Genomic DNA, 17,806 nt, shown 5'->3' on the forward strand with positions numbered 1-17,806 from the left:
CTGACGGATGGGCATGCTCTCCCCTCTTCCGGTGCGCGACGGCGTCGGCGCGACGCGTCTGCACGTGCCGATGAGCGGCGAATGGCCGACCGTCGGCGCGTACATGATCGAGCGCTTCTTCCACCTCGATCCCGAGGGGCTGCTCAGCCGCTTCGATCGCGGTGAGATCGTCGCCCGCGACGGCACCCCTCTCGCACGGGACACGCCCTTGGGGGTCGAGGAGTTCATCTGGTACTACCGCGACCCGCCCGTCGAGACCCGTCTCCCCGTGGAGATCGAGGTCCTCCATCAGGACGACGATCTGGTGGTCATCGACAAGCCGCATTTCCTGCCCACCATCCCCGGCGGGAAGTTCCTGCAGAACTCGGCGCTGATCCGACTGCGCAACCTTCTCGACAACGACGAGCTCGCCCCCATCCACCGCTTGGACAGGGCCACGGCAGGAGTGCTGATGTTCTCGGCGCGACCGGCCACGAGAGGGCCGTATCAGCTGCTCTTCGAGACGCGGCAGGTGCAGAAGGTGTACGAGGCCGTGTCGGCTCGTCCGGCCGACTGGGATGCCTCACGATTCCCGCTCGTCTACCGCAACCACATCGTGAAGCTCCGCAATGAGCTGAAGGTCCAGGTCGACGACGAGCGGGAGCCGAACGCCGAGACGCAGATCGATGTGATCGATGCCGACGAGCGCGTCGTGCACACGCTCCTGCACCCGCACAGCGGCAAGATGCATCAGCTCCGCGTGCATCTCTCCGCGCTGGGGCTCGGCATCCTGAACGATCCGTTCTACCCCGAGTTGCGTGGCGAGAAGCCCGACGACTTCGAGAAGCCGATGCAGCTGCTCGCGCGCGAGCTTCACTTCGTCGATCCGCTGAGCGGCGCGCCGCGGGTCTTCACCACGACGCGCACGCTGCAGGAGGCTCCCGTCAGCGCCGCATGATCCTGCGCGCGAGCCACGTGCCGAGCATCTGCACGAGGTGGACGAAGACGACGATGAGGACGATCGCCGTCCACATGACGACCGGCTCGAACTGCCGGAAGCCGTAGATCTGGGCGAACGCGCCGAGGCCGCCGCCGCCGATGAGGCCTGCCATCGCGGTCATGTCGATCAGTGCCACCACGATGAACGTGTAGCCGAGGATCAGCGGTCCGAGCGACTCGGGGATCGCGACCGTGAACAGGATGCGCGCGGGACCTGCGCCCATGGCGCGCGCGGCTTCGATCACGCCGGGCGACACCGACACGAGGTGCTGCTCGACGATGCGGCCGATGGCGAACGCCGCGGCCAGACCGATCATGAACGCGCCGGCCGTGGTGCCGATGCCGGTGCCGACCACCGCGCGGGCGAACGGCTGCGCCACGGCGACGAAGAGCACGAACGGGATCGGGCGGAAGAAGTTCACCCCGAGGTTCGCGATGACCGACACGGCCCGGTTCTCGGCGAGCCCGCCCGGACGGGTGACATACAGGATGACGCCGATCGCGAGACCGAGGATGCCGCCCAGCACGAGTGCGAACGACGTCATGTACAGGGTCTCGAGGGCGGCCTTCCAGAGGTCGGGCCACAGTTCGTTCAGACGATCCATCAGCGTGCCTCCTCTTCTGCGATCTCGGTGACTTCGACGCGCTGGCCGATCTGCTCGAGCGTGCGGTCGATCACGGCGCTCTCACCCCGGATCGCGAGTGTGAGGTGGCCGAAGGCGCGCCCCCGGATGTCGTTGATCCCGCCGTACACGAGCTCGAAGTCGAGTCCGGCCCCGGCGAGGTCGAGGAAGACCTGAGCCTGCGACGAGTCGCCGTCGCGGAACGAGAACGTGACGAGGCGGCCCCGGTGGCGCTCCCGCAGCACGCCGAGCTCAGACGGCGACGGGATGCCCTTCACGACCGTTCCGACGAAGCGCTGCGAGGCCGGATTCTGCGGGGCCGAGAACACGTCGAAGACATCGCCCTGCTCGATCACCCGTCCGTTCTCCATGACCGCGACCTTGGTGGCGATCGTCTGGATGACGTCCATCTCATGGGTGATGACGACGATCGTGACGCCCTGCTCCTGGTTGACCCGCTTGAGCAGGTCGAGCACTTCGTGCGTGGTCTGCGGGTCGAGTGCGCTGGTGGCCTCGTCGGCGAGGAGGATGGCCGGGCCGGTGGCGAGGGCGCGGGCGATGCCGACGCGCTGCTTCTGGCCACCGGAGAGCTGTTCGGGGTACGCCTTCGCCTTGTCGGCCAGGCCCACGAAGCTCAGCAGCTCGGCGACCCGCTTCTCGATGTCCGGCTTCGACCATCCGGCCAGCTTGAGCGGGTAGGCGATGTTCGCCTTGACGCTGCGCGAGGAGAACAGGTTGAACTGCTGGAAGATCATCCCGATGCCGCCGCGGACCTTGCGCAGCTCGCTCTCCTTGAGAGCTGTGATGTCGACGTCGTCGACGGTGATGGTCCCGCTCGTCGCCGGCTCGAGCGCGTTGATCAGTCGTACGAGCGTGGACTTGCCTGCGCCCGAGTATCCGATGATCCCGAAGACGTCGCCCTTCTCGATCGACAGGGTCACGTCGTCCACGGCCACGACCTCGGACTCGTCGCGCGTGTGGGAGGGGTAGGTCTTCGAGACATTCGTCAGGGTGACGATCGGCATGCGGTGCTCCGGTCTGTCTGCTTCGGGAACGAAGAATCGGGTGACGCACGAAGCGCCACCCGATTCTCCCTCATCGGACGGGGGTGTCACCCACCCCGGTCGTCCTACTTGTTGGCCTCGGTGTCCTTCTGGACCTTCTCGAGCGAGGCGACGAGATCCTCGACCGGGGTCTGCAGCGGCACGGCGGTGTCACCCGACGACTCGAGCAGGCCGGCCTGGACGTCCTCATTGGTCTGGAAGATCTCGACGAGCTTCAGGTACGTCTCGTTGTCGGCGTCCTCGGCGCGGGCCGCGAAGATGTTCACGTACGGAAGCGCGTTCGGGTCTTCAGGGTCGTCCTGAGCGATCGCATCCTCGAAGGTCAGACCCGCATCCTCGACGAAGTCGTTGTTGATGATCGCCGCCGCGACGTCGGGCAGCGACGTCGGGATCAGCGCGGCCTCGAGCGCGGTGACCTCGACCTTGGACTTGCCCGTGTCGATGTCGGAGAGGTCGGAGAAGATCGTGCCGCCGCTCTTGAGCTCGATGAGTCCGGCCGACTGCAGCACGAGCAGCGCGCGAGCCTGGTTCGATGCGTCGTCGGGAACCGCGACGGTCTCCCCCTCGGGGATGTCGTCGACATCGTCGTACTTCTGCGAGTACAGGCCCAGCGGGTAGATCGCCGTCGAGCCGACCGGCGTCAGGTCGGAGCCGGATGCCGTGTTGTACTCGGCGAGGTACACGATGTGCTGGAACTGGTTGAGGTCGATCTCACCCTCGGTCAGAGCGGGGTTCGGCTGCTCGTACGAGCCGAAGTCGACGAGCTCGACCGTGATGCCCTCGTCAGCGGCTGCCTCGACGAAAGGAGCCCACTGTGCGTCTCCCTTGCCGACGACACCGATCTTGACGGTCTCGTCCTCGGAGCCGCCGGAACCGGCGTCGGACGATGCGGTCGCGCAGCCTGCGAGTGCGACGAAGAGCGGGACCGCGGCGAGCGCGGCGATGACGGATGTGGTCCGACGGGATGCTGTGATGGACATGAGTGTTCGGGTTCCTCTCTTGGGGGACTCGAATACGTTAGGCAGGGCGACGCGCTGCGCGACAATCGAGTGTCACAGAGCGTCACAGCTCTCAGTCGTAGTCCTCGATGCCCTGCAGCCGGACCTGTTCGAGGTCGAGTCGTGCCGAGATCCGACGGACCACGAGGTCGTCGACCGTCCCTTCTCTGCGCAATCCGAGCAGCACCTCGCGTTTGCGGTCGATGAGCGCGAGCTTGAGGCGCGTGTGCTCCTCGTGACGCAGCAGCGGCGACCGCTGCATGACGTCGACGTCGGCCGAGGTGGCGATCATCTGCAGAGTCCTGACCTCGCCGTCCGCGAGCTCACCGTCGTCGCCGACACGAGTCGCGTCCGGCAGTCGCAGCGCGACCGACGCCTCCGCGGCACCGGCATCCGCTCCCCCGTTCATCTGCTGGCCGCCGCCCAGCGGATCGGGCTCGTCGAGCATGACGTCGAGCGCCTGGGCCTCGGCATCGACGATCGCCTGCTCGCGCGCCAGCGCACGCGCGTTCGAGAACTCGAGCATCTGGTAGCCCTCGGCACGCACCTTGTCTCGGATCTCCTGACCGACGCCGTGCTCGACGGCGAGGTCGTCGAGGGCGGCCAGTGCCGCGCCCGAGATCGTCCGCTCGGCGAGCTCGTACTCCTCGGCCTCCATGTGATCGACCGGGAAACGTGCCCAGCGAACGATCGCCGGCAGCAGCGGCCCCTGTACGAGCAGACTGAGCAGGATCACTCCCGCCGTGACGAACACGATCTCGTCGCGTCCGGCGATCTCGCCCTCGGTCGCGCTGGCGGCCGGAACCGACAGCGCGATCGCGAGCGAGACGGCACCCCGCATGCCTGCGACCGTCGACACCGCCATCGATCGCGCCTTGGCACCACGGGACGGAAGCGCCGGATTGCGTCGCTGGAAGGGCGCGTTCAGCAGCTGGAAGAGATATCTGACGACGAGCAGCGTCCCCCACACCGCGAGGGTGATGAGCACGAGCCGGCCGATCGCTGCCGCGGAGATCTCATGTGCGACGAACTGCACCTCGAGCCCGATCAGCACGAACAGCGCTCCGTTGAGCAGGAAGACACCGAACGGCCATGCGGCGTCGGCCTGCCGCCGCGACGAGGCTGTCGTCACCCGGGGCGATACATAGGCGACGATGAGACCGGCCACGACGACGGCCAGCACGCCGGAGGCGTGCACGATCTCCGCGAGGAGGAATGCGCTGAACGGGATGAGCAGCAGCGCGACGTTGATGACGATCGTCGAAGAGGTGCGACGCAGCAGCAGGTAGCCGAGGCCTGCGATCACGACACCGGCCGCTACTCCTCCGACATAGGAGGTGAGCACCGACATCGTCACCGACAGGGGTGTGATGTTGCCGCCGAGAGCCAGCGAGACGGCGATCGCGTAGAGCACGAGCGCGGTTCCGTCGTTCGTGAGGCTCTCGGCCTTGAGCTTCATGAACATGCGCCGGGGCAGCAGCCTGCCGAGGGCTGCCACGGCCGTCGCATCCGGAGGGGCCACTGCGGCGCCGAGGATCAGCGCGGTCTCCCACGGCATCCCGAAGAGCAGACCGATGCCCGCGACGGCGAATGCGGATGCCACGACGAGCACCGTGCTCATCGGGAGGATGTAGCGGAAGTCACGGCGGATCGATCGCAGCGAGGTCGTGAGGCTCTCCCAGAACAGCATCACCGGGAGGAACAGCAGCAGGACCGTCTCAGGGGGCAGCTGGATCTCGCGGAGCTGCGGGACGAAGCCGAGCAGGAGTCCGAAGATCACGAGGACGAGCGGCAGCGCGAGTCGAACGCGCGGCGCGATCAACGTGCCCACGAGGATCGTGAGTCCGATCAGGACGGTGACCTCGAGTCCTTCCATCTGAACCTCCCGGGTACCGCAGGATCAAGCTGTGCGATCCCGGCTGGCATCGAACCCCGCCCAGAGCACAGCGCATTCGACTGCCACCGTATTCCCGCGAGGGCGGAAGGGCCAGACCTCTCGTCAGTCGAGCTCTTCGGTCAGCTCGAACCAGCGGAGTTCGAGTTCCTCGATCTCGGCCTGCTGGTCGCTGATCGCCTTCATCTTGTCGCCGAGGCCGGCGAAGTCCGACTGGTCGTGATCCGCCAGAGCGGTCTTCGCCTTGTCGACCTGCTGCGTGAGCTTCTGGATGCGGCGCTCGAGCGACGAGACCTCTTTCTGGGCGGCGCGCAGTGCGGCGCCGTCGAGACTGGGGGCCTTCTTCTCGGTGTTGACGGCCGTCTGCGACCTGCCCGGTGCCGAGGTCTGCAACTGGCGCAGGCGCAGGTACTCGTCGACGCCGCCGGGCAGGTGCCGCAGGTGGCCATCGAGGATCGCGAACTGCTGGTCGGTGACGCGCTCGAGGAAGTACCGGTCGTGGCTGACCACCAGCAGGGTTCCCGACCACGAATCGAGCAGATCCTCGATGGCCGCGAGCATGTCGGTGTCCAGGTCGTTGGTGGGCTCGTCGAGGATCAGCACGTTGGGCTGGTCGAGGAGCACGAGAAGCAGCTGCAGGCGGCGCTGCTGACCTCCGGAGAGATCCTTCACGGGGGTGGAGAGCTGCGCCGAATCGAAGCCGAGCCGCTCGAGGAGCTGGCCCGGCGTGAGCTCCTGCGCCTTCGAGCCGGATCCCATCGTGTACGAGGTGCGCAGTCGCGAGATCACGACACGCACCGGCTCGCGTCGGACGTCCTCGAGTTCGTCGAGGCGCTGCGTGAGCGTCTTCACCTTCACGGTCGTGCCGCGCTTCACACGGCCGACAGTGGGCTCGACGGTGCCCGAGATCAGGCCGAGCAGCGTCGATTTGCCGGCGCCGTTCACACCGAGGATGCCGGTGCGCTCCCCCGGCGCGATGCGCCACTCGACGTCGCGGAGGACTTCGCGGGTGCCGCCGTCGGCGGTCGGATAGGTCACTCCGACGTCGAGCAGGTCGACGACGTCCTTGCCGAGACGAGAGACGGCGAGCGACTGCAGGGAGACCTTGTCGCGGATCTCCGGCACGTCGGCGATGAGCTCGTTGGCCGCATCGATGCGGAACTTCGGCTTCGCGGTTCGCGCGGGTGCGCCTCGACGGAGCCACGCGAGCTCCTTCTTGGCGAGGTTCTGACGTTTGGCCTCGGTCGCCGCCGCCATGCGGTCGCGCTCGACGCGCTGCAGGATGTACGCCGCATAGCCGCCCTCGAAGGGCTCGACGATGCGGTCGTGCACCTCCCAGGTCTCGGTGCAGATCTCGTCGAGGAACCACCGGTCGTGAGTCACGACCATGAGCGCTCCGGAGTTCGGGCTCCACCGCTTCTTGAGGTGTCCGGCGAGCCAGGTGATGGCCTCGACGTCGAGGTGGTTGGTGGGCTCGTCGAGGGCGATGACGTCCCAGTCCCCCGTCAGCAGCTTGGCGAGTGAGACGCGTCGGCGCTGGCCTCCGCTGAGGGAGCCGATCTCCGCATCCCAGGGCAGGTCCTTCAGCAGTCCCTCGATCACGTCGCGGATGCGCGGGTCGCCGGCCCACTCGTACTCCGGGGTGTCACCGACGACCGCCGCGCTGATGGTCAGGTCGTCGCTGAGGGTGTCGGCCTGGTCGAGGACGCCGATGGTCGTGCCGCCTCGCACCGTGACGCGGCCCGAGTTCGGCTCCTTGATGCCGGCGAGCATTCCGAGGAGGCTCGACTTGCCGTCGCCGTTGCGGCCGACGATGCCGATGCGGTCACCTTCTTCGATGCCGAGGGTCACGGAGTCGAAGACGACCCTCGTCGGATATTCGAGATGAAGGGCTTCTGCCCCGAGAAGATGTGCCATGTCACTCCCCAGGGTAGTCGCGCGGTCTGGGTGGCCCGGTCAGCTTCCTGTCACGGCTGCCTCGTCATCCGACACCCTGCGCACGAGCGCGCCGGCCGAACAGCTCCGGGAGCGACGCCGTGAACTCCTCGAAGTGGCTGTACCAGACAGTGTGCGCGGCTCCGGGGATGCTGCGCACGTCGATGCCGTTCGCCTCGAACCGGGCGACGTCGGCGGCGGTCACCCAGTCGCTCGGGTCGGCGCGGACGATGATCGACCCCGGGTCGGGAAGCCACATGTGATCGCGGCCGCAGGAGACGGATGCCATCGTCGTCGGGTCGAAGCGGCGGGCGGCGAGTGCCTCGATCTCGGCATCCCTCTCCGAGTAGAACGGACGCGAGGCACGGAGGTTCTCCGGCGACTGTCGCGCTTCGCGATCGCGGGCGTACCGCTCGATGAGATCGTCACGGTCGCTGCCGCCGGGGAGGACGAGTGCGGCATCGACATAGATGCCCGGTTCAGGTCGGAGCAGCGGGGCCGCCTGTGCGAGCACGCTCGCACCGAAGGAGTGTCCGACGGCCGCGAGCGGCCGCCCCGGGGCGAGACTTCGGACGGTCTCGACCACCGACGATGCGGCCCGCTCGATCGTCAGACGCGGGTCTCGCGGTGACAGACCGTGACCGGGGAGATCGATCGCCAGCACACGGAAGCCCTGTGCAGCGAGCACCGGCATCACACGCCACCAGCTGTCGGCCGAGCCCATCATCCCGTGGAGCAGAACCACCGTACGGGGGCCGTCGCCGACGTCGACGGCGTGAAGGAGCATGACGTCAGTGTCGCATGAGTCATCACTCTTCCGGGATCATGTCGGTTCGGGAATGTCTCGAAGCTTTGTTCGAATGTCGGTGGTCCGTGATCTACTCGGAGACATGACAGCACTGCTCGACGCGACGGATACGCAGATCGCGAATCTCGCCGATCTCGTCGCCGCGTTGCAAGTCGCAGAGGCGACATTGAGCAGCATGAGCGCCGCGCGCGACGGGCTGCTGGCGATCGCCGGTCGGCTCGCGGTCGACATCGCGAAGCAGGGGGATCACCCGGACCGGGGAGACCATTCGATCAGGACCATCGCGGCCGAGATCGGAGCCGTGCAGCATGTCAGCGATCGCACCATCGAGCGCCGGATGGCGGCGGCGGAGCTGCTGGTCGATCGGTTCCCCGCCGTCTGGGCCGCACAGGGAGCGGGGCGGATCAGCGCCGCGCACTCCCGTGTCATCGTCGACGCAGGTTCGGGCCTCGAGTCGCCCGATCACCGCGAGGCATATTCCGCGGTGATCCTTCCGCTGGCGGAGGTGGAATCGCCGAACCGACTGCGCGCGCTGGCACGGCGAGTCGCTGAGCGGTTCGCCCCGACGACAGTGTCGGAGCGGCATCGTCGCGCCAGGTCTCAGCGGCGAGTCTGGGTGACGGATGGCGAAGACGGGATGGCGACGCTGCACACGCACGCGCCTGCCGCGCTCGTCCACGGCATGTTCGATCGTCTCTCGCAGATGGCGCACGCACTGCGCGTCGAGAACCTTCGCGCGAAGCGGCGGGCGGCTCGCGACGGCGATGAGTTCGAGGCGGATGATCGGACGGTCGACGAGATCCGCGCCGACCTGCTCGCCGACCTCGTGCTCAGCGGCCAGCCGACCGGGCACGACAGCGAAGACGGACTGCTGGCGGCCATCAGTGCGCGCATCGAGATCACCGTTCCGGTGACGACCCTGATGGACGACGATGCGCACGAGGGGTCGGGTGCTCCGGATGCCGAGGCGGCGCCGCCCGCCGAGCTCGACGGCGTGATTCCGATCGACGTCGATACTGCGCGCCGATTGGCCGGGCAGACGAAGGGATGGGAACGGGTGCTGACGCATCCGATCACCGGTCGCGTCCTCGCCGTCGACCGATACCGACCGAGCCGCCACCTGCGCAGGCACCTACGGGCAAGAGATCAGCGATGTCGCTTCCCGGCGTGCGGAGTGGCGGCGCGGAAATGCGACCTCGACCACCACCATGCTGCCTCGACGGGTGGCGCGACCTGCGAATCGAATCTGGCATCGTTCTGTCGCCGACATCACGTTCTGAAACATCACACGCCATGGCACGTCGAGCCGAAGCCCGGCGGGGTCATGGAGTGGACGAGTCCCATCGGGCGGACGTACATCGACACTCCCCCTGCACCGAACACGGTGACCTTCACCGAATCGGATGCCGTGCGCGCGCCGTTCTGAGCGGAGACGTTCGCGCTGGCGCGGACCTGTGGAGAAACGCGACGCGAGCCTGGCCGATTTCACTACGGTGGCGCGGTGACTCCTTCTCCATTGCGCCCCTTGTCCGTTCTTGCGATTCGTCGCGGCAGAGGCCGTGGTGCGGCAGTTCCACGGTTGGGCGCGCGCATAGTTGCTGTCGCCGTAGTGGCGTTGGGGGTTGGCGCTCTCGCGGGATGCACCACTGAACCCGAGCCCGCCCCTACGCCCACCGCGGCCTTCGCCAACGAGGAGGAGGCGTTCGCTGCAGCGGAGAAGGTGTACCGGGCGTACAACGATGCGCTGAACGACCGGCGCAAAGGAGTATCCGGCGCTGATCCGCAGCAGTACCTCACCGGAGTCGCACTGGAGAGCGATATCGACGGACAAAATGTCCTACGCGCGGAGGGCCTTCGAATTGAAGGCACTGCCGAGGTGACTTCGTTCGCAGAGGAATCCGCCAAGCTTCAGACCGACCATCCGCGTGTAGTAGGTCTGGTCTGCATTGACGTTTCTGGGGTCTCGCTCATGAGCGAGGCCGGTGTGAACGTGACTCCGCCCGAGCGTGGCGACATAGTCGCCCAAAGGGTTGAGTTTGTTGTTTCGACAATGTCCCTCGTTATTGCGCACGAGGCGACCGCGGAGACGACGACGTGCTGACAGCCGGAGCAGCATTGTGCATGGCCACCGTGATCTGCGTTTCGGTCTCAGTCCCCGCGCCTCGGGTCGACATGAGCTCATGCACCGGCGAACTGGCCTCCGTCGGAGTCTGCGGCTCGACGGATGGTTCCTCCCTCACCATCTCCGGCACCCAGCAGCAGCCGAGCACTGATCCCGGCACCGATTCGAATTGGAGTGATGGCGGTCCGGGCGACGGTACGGGTCCGGGTGAACCGTCGGGACCGAGCCAGGAGGCGATCGACCTCGCGGCATGCATGGACGACTCGGGCACCACGCGCTGTGCGCCGCGCCCGAACCGGCCCGCTCCCCCGGCCTCCGCTCCGTCGACGCCGGGCACCCCGACGATCACCATCTCCGACCTGGCGCGATTCGCACCGGCATCAGTCCGTGCGACCGCCGAACCCGGCAACGTCGGGATCGCCGGGATGCCGACGAACTTCACGGCCGCAGCATCCACGCAGATCCAAGACGGCGAGCTGTTCGGCGTGCCACTGCGCGTGCGGTTTGTCCCGGCCGGATACGACTACACGTACGGCGACGGCAGCTCCGCGACCGTGACCACGCCGGGTCAGACGTGGGAGGCGCTCGGTCAGGCGCAGTTCACGCCGACCCCGACCAGCCACGTCTACCGCGAACCCGGCGTGTACCCGGCCCGCGTGGACATCCGATTCACCGCGCGGGTGGACCTCGGCGGCGGATGGATCGACATTCCCGGGCAGCTCACGACCAGCGGCGCCACGCAGGAGATCCGCATCCTCGAGGCCCGCACCGCGCTCGTCGCCCACACCTGCCACGAGAACCCGGCCGGCGTCGGCTGCTGAAGAACGCACCACAGCAGCACGACAACAAGAAAGAGCCGCCGGCCCCGAAGGTCCGAGCGGCCCTCTTCTGCCCGATGGCTGATCGCTTTCTCGTACGACCCGACGATCTCAAGGAGGCTCGGCCTTCCGAGAGCGACTTCGCCTACGGCGCTCTGCTCCTCCAGAGGCAGCCGCCGACCGATCCCCTCCGGCTTAAACTAGACAGGTGCCATGGAGTCGCCGGGTGTTCTCGCTCTCACTAGCCGACCGCACGGCAAAGCTGGTGCAGTCGAGAAGGCGACCCGGTCGCTTCGAGCTCAGCGTGGATGGAATTGCGCAGTCCGTCGTCTCGATGACCGAGCCGACCGACCTCGAGTACAGCTACACCCAACACATCGCCCGCGCAATGGATGCCGCCGCCGAGCCTGACGCGCCGCTGTTCACCGTGCATCTGGGGGCCGGAGCACTCACGCTGGCACGCTACGTCCAGGCGACGCGCGCCGGATCACCTCAGCTCGTGGTGGAGTTCGAACCCGCGCTCTACGCCGCCGTCATCGACGCGCTGCCATTGCCTCACGGGTCTGACATACGAGTCATCCTCGGTGACGCTCGGACGGTCGCGGACGCCGCTTTTCCGAATGAGAAGACATCGCCGGTGCAGTCATCTCCGTCCCCCGGACTTGACGACGCAGCGAGTTATCGCACCGCGATCGACACCGATTGGGTGGAGGCGTGCTTCACCGTCGTCGATCTCTGGGATGCCGCCGTCATCCGGCATCGTGTGGCCAGCCAGGAGTTCTATCGTCGGGTCGCCGCGCGCTCCGCAGCAGCGGGCGTGGTCGCCGTGAACCTGCTCGACGGGCATCCGTTCGAATACTCACGACGACAGGCCGCGACCCTGAGCACCGTGTTCGAGCACGTCGCTGTCGTGCTCGATGCAGAGCCGGAAGATGCGGAAGGGCCACTCGGCAACGTCGTCATTTTCGCGAGCGATGAGCCGCTGGACAAGGTCGCCGCCTCCGTTTTGCTCGACACACCGCGGCCTCATCTCCTCCGCGATGGCCCTCTGACGTCGTGGATCGCTGAAGCGCGCATCATGACAGATGCCGACGGCACAGACTCTCCCGATCCCGACGACCCCGTCTGGGGCTAGCGCCGTGTGCGGACGTCCTCCGACAGGACGTCCGCTTTCCGCCAGCGGCTCGTCCGCGCGCGGTGTGAAAAGTCGACCCGACATGGCGAAGAGCCGCCCGGACCCGAAGGTCCGGACGGCTCGTCAGCGGTGAGTGCGATGTCGCTTACTGGTACGACTTCACGATCTCGAGGAGGCTCGGCACGTTGGCGTACGCCTCAGCAGCGTTCTCCTTGGTGACGATGATCGGGTCGAGCAGGTACGCCGGAACGACCTTGGCGCCGTTGTCGTACGACTCCTCGTCGTTGACATCGACGGTCTCGCCCTTCTGCAGCTGGCCGACCATCTTGATCGACTGCTCGACGAGCAGTGCGGTGTCCTTGTTGATCGTGGAGTACTGGATGCCCTCCATGATCGACTTCACCGACTCGACCTCGGAGTCCTGACCCGTGACGACCGGAACCGGCTTGCCGGCCTGCTGCACCGAGGTGATGATGGCGCGAGCAAGGGTGTCGTTCGGCGACAGCACGCCGTCGACCACGGTGTCACCGCTGTACGACGAGGTGAGCAGCGTGTCCATACGGTTCTGCGCGTTCTCCGGAAGCCATCCCTCGGTCGCGGTCTGCGCGATCTCGGTCTGCTTCGACACGACCACCAGGTTGCCGTTGTCGATCTCCGGCTGGAGCACGTCCATGGCGCCGTCGAAGAAGACCTTCGAGTTGGCGTCATCCGGCGAGCCCGAGAAGAGCTCGATGTTGTACGGAGCCTCGTGGCCCGCACGCTCGGCGAGACCGTCGAGCAGGGCCTGGCCCTGCAGCTGGCCGACCTTGAAGTTGTCGAACGCGACGTAGTAGTCGACTGCCTCGGTGTTCTCGATGAGACGGTCGTACGCGATCACGTACGCGCCGGCATCCTTGGCCGCCTGCACCTGGGTGGCGAGCTGCTTGCCATCCTTCGCGCCGATGATGATGACCTTGGCGCCGTTGGTGACCATGGCCTGGATCTGGTTCTGCTGCTCGGCGACCGTGTTGCTCGCCGGAGCGTACTGCACGTCTGCCTTGAAGCCGGCCTCTTCCAGGCCGTCCGTGAAGAGCTGACCCGCGAGGACCCAGTTCTCACTGGTCTTGTCGGGAAGGGCGACACCGATCGAGGAGTCGGCGGCGAAGCCTGCTTCGGCCTCTTCGCCGGATCCCGTGTCGGTTCCGCCGCCGCGCTCACCGGAGCAGCCCGTGAGTGCGAAGGCAGCCGTCGCGACGAGCGCTGTCGCTGTGACGATGATCTTCTTCATGTGATCTCTTTCTGTGTGATGTGACGGATTCTGCGTGCGAGCACTGCGCGGAGAGTCCGCTTACTCGGCCCTCGTCTTGTCGACGGGAGGGGCTTGGTAAGTCCTGTTGGGCTCGAAGGTCGCGGTGGCCTCCGGGTCGCTCCTGCGGCCCGACCGGCGGGTCAGGAGACCGATGAGCGACGGACGGCCCTGCTGCTTGTTCCAGACGTCGATGCCGACCGCGAGCAGCAGCACGAGGCCCTTGATCATCGAGACGACGTCGGCACCCTGGCCGAGCAGAGCGAGACCGTTGTTGAGGAACGCCATGACCAGACCACCGATGATCGAGCCGATCACGGTACCGATACCACCGGCGACCGCAGCACCACCGATGAACACCGACGCGATCGCGTCGAGCTCCCAGCCGGTGCCGTCGTTCGGTCCGGATGCCTGCGAACGGGCGACGAAGATCATGCCGGCGAGTGCGGCCATCATCGACATGTTCATCATGACGAAGAAGTCGACCCAGCGGTCCTTCACGCCGGAGAGGCGTGCGGCCTGGCGGTTGCCACCCACGGCGTAGATGTGGCGACCGAAGACGGTGTTCCGCGTGATGAACGAGTAGATGATCACGAGGGCGAGCAGGATCAGACCCGGAACCGGGAAGCTCGTGCCCGGGCGACCCGTCGCGAACATCCACGCAGCGGCGAGCACGACGACCGAGAGCAGCACGACCTTGACGACGCTGACCCAGAGGGGCGCACTGTCGGAGCCCATCTTGTGCTGCTGGCGACGGGTGCGGATCTCCCAGAAGACCAGCCACGCCACCGCGACCAGCGCGAGGATCATGGTCGGCACGTTGAAGTCCAGCGGGAGCCCGACCTCAGGAAGGTAGCCGGTGCCGATCACCTGGAAGCCCTTGGGCACCGGGATCGTCTGAGCGTCACCGATCCACTGCTGCGCGCCACGGAAGAAGAGCATGCCGGCGAGCGTCACGATGAACGCGGGCACCCCGACGTAGGCGACCCAGAACCCCTGCCAGGCGCCCACCAGGGCACCGACGCCGAGGCCGAGCAGGATCGCCAGCGGCCAAGGGAGGTTCCAGTCGGCCATCGACTTCGCGACGATGATGCCGGTGAAGGCCGCCACGGAGCCGACCGACAGGTCGATGTGCCCCATGATGATGACCATCACCATGCCGATCGCGAGGATCAGGATGAACGAGTACTGGTTGATGACGTTGATCAGGTTGCCCGACGTCAGCGTCGCGCCGTTCGGTCCGTTGCGCAGCAGCGTCAGCACCTCGAAGAGGACGATGATGACGATGAGGCTGCCCAGGATGCCGAACTGGCGCAGTGACGAGGTGCCGTTGCTTCCGAACATCTTGCGGATGTCGCCGAAGTGGAAGCCGCGCTTCGTTGTCGTGAGGTCGGTGGTCATGCGGATGCTTTCTGAGTCGCGGAGGTCATGCTGCGCATGAGAGCCTCGGGTGTCGCCTGGTCGGCCGGGATGCAGTCGGTGACCCGACCTTCGAAGACTGTGTAGATGCGGTCGGAGATGCCGAGCAGCTCGGGCAGCTCGCTGGAGATGACGATGACGCCCTTGCCCTGGGAGGCGAGCTCGTTGATGATCGCGTAGATCTCGTACTTCGCGCCGACGTCGATGCCGCGCGTGGGCTCATCGAGGATCAGCAGGTCGGGGTCGGTGAACATCCACCGGGCCAGCACGACCTTCTGCTGGTTTCCTCCCGAGAGCTTGCCGACGCCCTCTTCGACGCTGGGCGTCTTGATGCGCAGCGCCTTGCGGTAGCGCTCAGCGACCGAGTACTCCTCGCGCTCGTCGACGACGCCGCGCTTCGAGATCTTCGACAGCTTCGCCGCCACGACAGACCGCTTGATGGTGTCGAGCAGGTTGAGCCCCAGCACCTTGCGGTCCTCGCTGACGTACGCGAGTCCGTGCTTGATCGCCGAGGAGACGTCGGGGATGGTGATCTCCTGGCCGTCCTTGACGATCTGTCCGCCGAGGAACGTGCCGTAGGAGCGACCGAAGATGCTCATCATGAACTCGGTGCGGCCCGCGCCCATCAGACCGGCGATGCCGACGACCTCGCCACGACGCACGTTGAGGTTCGACCCCTTGACGACCATCCGCTCAGACACGGTCGGGTGCTGCACCCACCAGTCCTTGACCTCGAAGAACACGTCGCCGATCTCGGGGGTGCGGTCGGGGTAGCGGCTCTCGAGCGAGCGGCCGACCATGCCGCGGATGATGCGGTCCTCGTTGATCTCGCCGCGCGAGATGTCGAGCGTCTCGACCGTGCGACCGTCGCGGATGATCGTGATCTCGTCGGCGATCTGCTCGATCTCGTTGAGCTTGTGGCTGATCATGATCGACGCGATGCCCTTGGCCTTCAGACCCAGGATCAGGTCGAGGAGGTGCTGCGAGTCGTTCTCGTTCAGTGCCGCGGTGGGCTCGTCGAGGATGAGGAGCTTGACGTCCTTATTGAGGGCCTTCGCGATCTCGATCAGCTGCTGCTTTCCGACACCGAGCGTCTTGATGGCGACGTCGGGGTCTTCGCGCAGGCCGACGCGGGCCAGCAGCTCGACCGTGCGCTGACGCTGGGCGCGCCAGTCGATCGCGCCGAAGTGGCGGATCTCGTTGCCGAGGAAGATGTTCTCGGTGATCGAGAGCTCAGGGATCAGCGCGAGCTCCTGGTGGATGATCGCGATCCCGGCCTGCTCGCTCGCCGCGATGTCGCGGTAGCGCTGCTCCTCGCCGTAGAGCAGGATCTCCCCCTCGTACGTGCCGTAGGGGTACACGCCGGAGAGGACCTTCATCAGGGTCGACTTCCCGGCGCCGTTCTCGCCGCAGATCGCATGGATCTCTCCGGCCCGGACGGTGATGGACACGTCGGACAGCGCCTTGACACCCGGGAACTCCTTGGTGATGCTGCGCATCTCCAGGATGGGGCCTGACACGACCGGCAACGTTGCTGTGGTGCTCACAAGATCTTCCTCGCGACGGGCGGTCACCTTCGATGTGACCGTTCACATTGGATTACATAGTCTACGCTCGCTGAGACGGTGTCAAGACCACTCGCGAAAATGTGGCCTTATCGAGGCGCGGACGATTCCCGCGTTCGAAGGGTCGTCTGCAGGGGCCCGAACTGCGGCACCTGCTCACCACGGATCTGCGCGAGCAGGATGCGCACGGCGCGGCGACCCAGCTCGGGGAAATCCTGATGCACCGTGCTCAGCGTCGGTGCGACATGCGCCGCGACCGGGATGTCATCGAACCCGACGACGCTCACGTCCTCGGGCACGCGGATGCCGGCATCCCTGAACCCGTGCAGCAGCCCGATCGCCATCTGGTCGTTCGCGACGAACACGGCCGTGAAGTCACGCCGTCGGGCGAGCTCCTGCCCCGCGAAATAGCCGAAGTCGGCCGTCCAGTCTCCGCGGATCGGCGGGAAGGTGGGCAGATCGGCCTCCCGCAGAGCATCGAGGTATCCGCGCATGCGCGACTCGGCCTCGATCCAGTCCTGCGGCCCGGCGATGTGGATGATGTCGCTGTGTCCGAGCCCGATCAGATGCTCGGTGGCGGTGCGCGCGCCCGCGACCTGGTCGGCCGACAGGGTCACCCCGTCGGAGCCGGAGGCCGTCTGCAGCGAGACGAACGGCATCTCGACCGCCATGCCCTTCAGCACATGGAACGCCCGGACCTGCGGGGCGAGCACCACGATGCCGTCGACCTGCTCGCGTGCCAGCTGCCGCAGAGCGTTGCCGATCGCCTCGGGCGTCGTGGCCGAGAGGTTCAGGGTCGAGACCGAGTACCCCTCCTCGCGAGCGGCGTCCTCGATGCCGACGATCGACGACGTCGGTCCGAACTCACCGACCGTGGCCGAGAGGATGCCGAGCATGTTGGACTTGCTCGTGACGAGCGCCCGCGCCGCGAGGTTGGGGCGGTAGTCCAGCACGGCGATGGCGTCGAGGACTTTCGCCTTCGTCTCGGGACGGATGCTGGGGTGGTCGTTCAGCACCCGCGATACGGTCTGGTGCGACACCCCCGCGAGTCTCGCCACGTCGCGGATGCTCGGCATCCGGGCACGCTCGGAGGCAGTCGACATCACAGACCTCCTTGTATGTGCACGGTCACATCGTCTCTTCATTATGTATGCCAGGCGCG

At 66.6% G+C, this 17,806-nt stretch carries 15 protein-coding genes; 5 read left to right on the forward strand and 10 right to left on the reverse strand.

Going from position 1 to position 17,806, the window contains the following annotated elements; translation table 11 throughout:
* Nucleotides 1-13 precede the first annotated feature (13 nt).
* Nucleotides 14-937 carry a pseudouridine synthase gene (locus tag BEP68_RS15425; protein WP_222839477.1) on the forward strand — a complete coding sequence of 308 codons (924 nt, stop codon included), beginning with the start codon at nucleotides 14-16 and terminating at the stop codon, nucleotides 935-937.
* Here the strand turns inward: BEP68_RS15425 and BEP68_RS15430 are convergent.
* The 6 genes from BEP68_RS15430 to BEP68_RS15455 all read right to left on the reverse strand — a co-directional run bounded on the left by BEP68_RS15430 (nucleotide 924) and on the right by BEP68_RS15455 (nucleotide 8,279).
* On the reverse strand, nucleotides 924-1,583 hold the full coding sequence (locus BEP68_RS15430) for a methionine ABC transporter permease (protein ID WP_053097064.1): 660 nt from the start codon (nucleotides 1,581-1,583) through the stop codon (nucleotides 924-926). The two genes, BEP68_RS15425 and BEP68_RS15430, sit on opposite strands and share 14 nt — an antisense overlap.
* A complete protein-coding gene (locus tag BEP68_RS15435) occupies nucleotides 1,583-2,626 on the reverse strand; it encodes a methionine ABC transporter ATP-binding protein (protein ID WP_187250506.1) in 1,044 nt (347 codons plus the stop codon). Before BEP68_RS15435 ends, BEP68_RS15430 begins: the two co-directional genes overlap by 1 nt.
* Nucleotides 2,627-2,730: 104 nt before the next feature.
* Nucleotides 2,731-3,645, reverse strand: coding sequence for a MetQ/NlpA family ABC transporter substrate-binding protein (locus BEP68_RS15440; protein WP_053097067.1), 915 nt, complete (start codon nucleotides 3,643-3,645; stop codon nucleotides 2,731-2,733).
* Between the two features lie 91 nt (nucleotides 3,646-3,736).
* Entirely contained in the window at nucleotides 3,737-5,539 is a 1,803-nt protein-coding gene (locus BEP68_RS15445) for a Na+/H+ antiporter (RefSeq protein ID WP_187250507.1), read from the reverse strand.
* A 123-nt stretch (nucleotides 5,540-5,662) separates the two neighbouring features.
* Nucleotides 5,663-7,474 (reverse strand): ABC-F family ATP-binding cassette domain-containing protein, encoded by a 1,812-nt coding sequence (locus BEP68_RS15450; RefSeq protein ID WP_056280025.1) that lies wholly within the window; start codon nucleotides 7,472-7,474, stop codon nucleotides 5,663-5,665.
* A 64-nt stretch (nucleotides 7,475-7,538) separates the two neighbouring features.
* Nucleotides 7,539-8,279, reverse strand: coding sequence for an alpha/beta fold hydrolase (locus BEP68_RS15455; protein WP_187250508.1), 741 nt, complete (start codon nucleotides 8,277-8,279; stop codon nucleotides 7,539-7,541).
* Between the two features lie 103 nt (nucleotides 8,280-8,382).
* Between BEP68_RS15455 and BEP68_RS15460 the strand changes: the two genes are divergently transcribed.
* The 4 genes from BEP68_RS15460 to BEP68_RS15475 all read left to right on the forward strand — a co-directional run bounded on the left by BEP68_RS15460 (nucleotide 8,383) and on the right by BEP68_RS15475 (nucleotide 12,375).
* Nucleotides 8,383-9,726: an HNH endonuclease signature motif containing protein gene (locus BEP68_RS15460; RefSeq protein WP_187250509.1), complete on the forward strand. Its 1,344-nt coding sequence runs from the start codon at nucleotides 8,383-8,385 to the stop codon at nucleotides 9,724-9,726.
* A gap of 153 nt (nucleotides 9,727-9,879) precedes the next feature.
* A complete protein-coding gene (locus tag BEP68_RS15465; protein WP_187250510.1) occupies nucleotides 9,880-10,401 on the forward strand; it encodes a hypothetical protein in 522 nt (173 codons plus the stop codon).
* Nucleotides 10,402-10,472: 71 nt separating this feature from the next.
* Nucleotides 10,473-11,243 (forward strand): hypothetical protein, encoded by a 771-nt coding sequence (locus BEP68_RS15470; protein ID WP_187250511.1) that lies wholly within the window; start codon nucleotides 10,473-10,475, stop codon nucleotides 11,241-11,243.
* Nucleotides 11,244-11,544: 301 nt separating this feature from the next.
* Nucleotides 11,545-12,375, forward strand: coding sequence for a hypothetical protein (locus BEP68_RS15475; RefSeq protein WP_187250512.1), 831 nt, complete (start codon nucleotides 11,545-11,547; stop codon nucleotides 12,373-12,375).
* A gap of 145 nt (nucleotides 12,376-12,520) precedes the next feature.
* Here BEP68_RS15475 and BEP68_RS15480 read toward each other — a convergent pair whose 3' ends face one another.
* From BEP68_RS15480 to BEP68_RS15495, 4 genes are all read right to left on the reverse strand, one after another.
* Nucleotides 12,521-13,642, reverse strand: a complete 1,122-nt coding sequence (locus BEP68_RS15480; RefSeq protein WP_053097082.1) for a sugar-binding protein — start codon at nucleotides 13,640-13,642, stop codon at nucleotides 12,521-12,523.
* Nucleotides 13,643-13,702: 60 nt separating this feature from the next.
* Nucleotides 13,703-15,061 carry a multiple monosaccharide ABC transporter permease gene (gene mmsB, locus BEP68_RS15485; RefSeq protein ID WP_053097084.1) on the reverse strand — a complete coding sequence of 453 codons (1,359 nt, stop codon included), beginning with the start codon at nucleotides 15,059-15,061 and terminating at the stop codon, nucleotides 13,703-13,705.
* On the reverse strand, nucleotides 15,058-16,578 hold the full coding sequence (gene mmsA, locus BEP68_RS15490) for a multiple monosaccharide ABC transporter ATP-binding protein (protein ID WP_222839478.1): 1,521 nt from the start codon (nucleotides 16,576-16,578) through the stop codon (nucleotides 15,058-15,060). The genes mmsB and mmsA overlap by 4 nt, the downstream gene beginning before the upstream one ends.
* Nucleotides 16,579-16,733: 155 nt before the next feature.
* Complete coding sequence (locus tag BEP68_RS15495) at nucleotides 16,734-17,747, reverse strand: LacI family DNA-binding transcriptional regulator (protein ID WP_053097086.1); 1,014 nt, start codon at nucleotides 17,745-17,747, stop codon at nucleotides 16,734-16,736.
* Nucleotides 17,748-17,806: the final 59 nt, after the last annotated feature.

It is taken from the genome of Microbacterium sp. 4-7, from assembly GCF_014332665.1.
Classification (GTDB): domain Bacteria; phylum Actinomycetota; class Actinomycetes; order Actinomycetales; family Microbacteriaceae; genus Microbacterium.

Excerpts from the sequence above, each read along its gene's own strand:
- BEP68_RS15425 (WP_222839477.1), top strand. The coding sequence starts at position 14 with ATGCTCTCCCCTCTTCCGGTGCGCGACGGCGTCGGCGCGACGCGTCTG.
- BEP68_RS15430 (WP_053097064.1), bottom strand. The coding sequence starts at position 1,583 with ATGGATCGTCTGAACGAACTGTGGCCCGACCTCTGGAAGGCCGCCCTC.
- BEP68_RS15435 (WP_187250506.1), bottom strand. The coding sequence starts at position 2,626 with ATGCCGATCGTCACCCTGACGAATGTCTCGAAGACCTACCCCTCCCAC.
- BEP68_RS15440 (WP_053097067.1), bottom strand. The coding sequence starts at position 3,645 with ATGTCCATCACAGCATCCCGTCGGACCACATCCGTCATCGCCGCGCTC.
- BEP68_RS15445 (WP_187250507.1), bottom strand. The coding sequence starts at position 5,539 with ATGGAAGGACTCGAGGTCACCGTCCTGATCGGACTCACGATCCTCGTG.
- BEP68_RS15450 (WP_056280025.1), bottom strand. The coding sequence starts at position 7,474 with ATGGCACATCTTCTCGGGGCAGAAGCCCTTCATCTCGAATATCCGACG.
- BEP68_RS15455 (WP_187250508.1), bottom strand. The coding sequence starts at position 8,279 with ATGCTCCTTCACGCCGTCGACGTCGGCGACGGCCCCCGTACGGTGGTT.
- BEP68_RS15460 (WP_187250509.1), top strand. The coding sequence starts at position 8,383 with ATGACAGCACTGCTCGACGCGACGGATACGCAGATCGCGAATCTCGCC.
- BEP68_RS15470 (WP_187250511.1), top strand. The coding sequence starts at position 10,473 with ATGAGCTCATGCACCGGCGAACTGGCCTCCGTCGGAGTCTGCGGCTCG.
- BEP68_RS15480 (WP_053097082.1), bottom strand. The coding sequence starts at position 13,642 with ATGAAGAAGATCATCGTCACAGCGACAGCGCTCGTCGCGACGGCTGCC.
- mmsB (WP_053097084.1), bottom strand. The coding sequence starts at position 15,061 with ATGACCACCGACCTCACGACAACGAAGCGCGGCTTCCACTTCGGCGAC.
- mmsA (WP_222839478.1), bottom strand. The coding sequence starts at position 16,578 with ATGCGCAGCATCACCAAGGAGTTCCCGGGTGTCAAGGCGCTGTCCGAC.
- BEP68_RS15495 (WP_053097086.1), bottom strand. The coding sequence starts at position 17,747 with ATGTCGACTGCCTCCGAGCGTGCCCGGATGCCGAGCATCCGCGACGTG.